Annotated in this window: 1 protein-coding gene; it reads left to right on the top strand. The window is 70.9% G+C overall.

Features of this window, described 5'->3' with window-relative positions:
• Positions 1–248 precede the first annotated feature (248 nt).
• Positions 249–1,393 (top strand): IS110 family transposase (locus ACFUJR_RS39275; protein WP_383181760.1); only part of this gene is annotated, 1,145 nt, incomplete at its 3' end.

The following is a 1,393-nucleotide window of genomic DNA, read 5'->3' as shown; positions in this document are numbered from 1 at the left end:
GCGGTCCTGCAAGAGGGCCGCTGGCCTCCGGGCCCGGCATGACTGTGTCCCCCTGTCGAACGGATGACCTGGGGGGTGGTGTCACCGGGCCCGAGGGGTGTTCGTCGGAGACGCTGATCAGAGGTCCGGCCACCGTCCGGTCCGGCGCAACGCCGGACAGTTCGCGGGCGGCAGGTCTGCATAACGTGGATGCGCGAGCACGACACCCGAGCCGAGGCCGGCACCGTCAACACCCCTGGAAGGGCACGATGTTCGAGATCGAAGACGTGGGCGTGTTCCTCGGCCTGGACGTCGGCAAGTCCGCGCACCACGGGCACGGACTCACCCCGGCCGGGAAGAAGGTCTTCGACAAGCCGCTGCCCAACAGCGAGCCGAAGCTGCGGGCCGTGTTCGACAAGCTGACCGCGAAGTTCGGCACCGTCCTGGTCATCGTGGACCAGCCCGCCTCCATCGGCGCCCTGCCGCTGACCGTCGCCCGCGACGCCGGCTGCCGCGTCGCCTACCTGCCCGGCCTGGCCATGCGCCGGATCGCCGACCTCTACCCCGGCGAGGCCAAAACCGACGCCAAGGACGCGGCCGTCATCGCCGATGCCGCGCGGACGATGCCGCACACCCTGCGCTCCCTGGAACTGACCGACGAGATCACCGCCGAGCTGACCGTGCTGACCGGCTTCGACCAGGACCTCGCCGCCGAGGCCACCCGCACCAGCAACCGGATACGCGGCCTGCTCACCCAGTTCCACCCCTCCCTGGAACGCGTCCTGGGACCGCGTCTGGACCACCAGGCCGTCACCTGGCTCCTGGAGCGCTACGGCTCCCCGGCCGCCCTGCGCAAGGCCGGCCGCCGCAGACTCGTGGAGCTGATCCGCCCGAAGGCCCCGCGCATGGCCCAGCGGCTGATCGACGAGGTCTTCGACGCGCTCGACGAGCAGACCGTCGTCGTCCCGGGCACCGGCACCCTGGACATCGTCGTCCCCTCCCTGGCCGCTTCCCTGACCGCCGTGCACACCCAGCGCAGGGCGATGGAAGCCCAGATCAACGCCCTGCTGGAGGCCCACCCTCTTTCCCAGGTCCTGACATCGATGCCCGGCGTCGGCGTCAGGACCGCCGCAGTCCTGCTGACCACCGTCGGCGACGGCACCAGCTTCCCCACCGCCGCCCACCTGGCCTCCTACGCCGGACTCGCCCCCACCACCAGGCAATCCGGGACCTCGATCCACGGCGAACACGCACCGCGAGGCGGCAACCGGCAGCTCAAACGCGCCATGTTCCTCTCCGCCTTCGCCTGCATGAACGCCGACCCCGCCTCCCGCACCTACTACGACAAGCAACGCGCCCGCGGCAAGACCCACACCCAAGCCCTCCTCCGCCTCGCCCGCCAACGCATCAGCGT

Source organism: Streptomyces sp. NPDC057271 (assembly GCF_042668715.1).
Taxonomy (GTDB): domain Bacteria; phylum Actinomycetota; class Actinomycetes; order Streptomycetales; family Streptomycetaceae; genus Streptomyces.
The sequence above is the reverse complement of the archived record's forward strand: the minus strand, read 5'-3'. Positions and strand labels throughout refer to the sequence as shown.